At 49.8% G+C, this 514-nt stretch carries 1 protein-coding gene; it reads left to right on the top strand.

What is annotated here, in order from left to right:
* Positions 1–112: 112 nt before the first annotated feature.
* Positions 113–514 (top strand): helix-turn-helix domain-containing protein (locus tag KDN35_RS19810; protein WP_212133778.1); only part of this gene is annotated, 402 nt, incomplete at its 3' end.

Here is a 514-nt window from a genome sequence, read left to right as displayed (position 1 = left end):
TGTCACCGCCGGGATATAATTGACCCAGGTTCGCCGGAATGAAAATGACCCACCCTTAGCGAATATATCCCCTTCGAAAATAGCCGCCAAGACAATCTTCGGAGGGAGACACATGCTAAGGAGTGGGATAGTGATATCGTTACATACCATGAGGGCAGAAGGCAAGAGTATTCGTGAAATTGCCCGTCAAACCGGGCATTCTCGAAATACAGTTCGCCGATATCTCCGGGGTCAATTCACCCCCGAAAAGGGAACCCGTAAATCTCGTGGTTCCAAGCTTGATCCGTTTAAACCGTTCCTGCAGGAACGGCTTCAAGAAGGTATCTATAACTGCGAGGTTTTATTCGAGCTTCTACAAGAAAAGGGATACACCGGTGGACGCACCATCCTGAAAGACTATGTGAAGGCCTTTCGTCCTCCCAAACAAGTTCCCGCTGTTCTTCGTTACGAGACGAACCCTGGTGAATACGCCCAGGTTGACTGGGGACTGTGCGAATACGTAGATCAGGACGGT

Origin of the sequence: Brevibacillus sp. NL20B1 (assembly GCF_018195675.1) — a bacterium.
Taxonomy (GTDB): domain Bacteria; phylum Bacillota; class Bacilli; order Brevibacillales; family Brevibacillaceae; genus Brevibacillus; species Brevibacillus aydinogluensis.
This window is presented reverse-complemented; position numbering and strand designations above follow the sequence as displayed.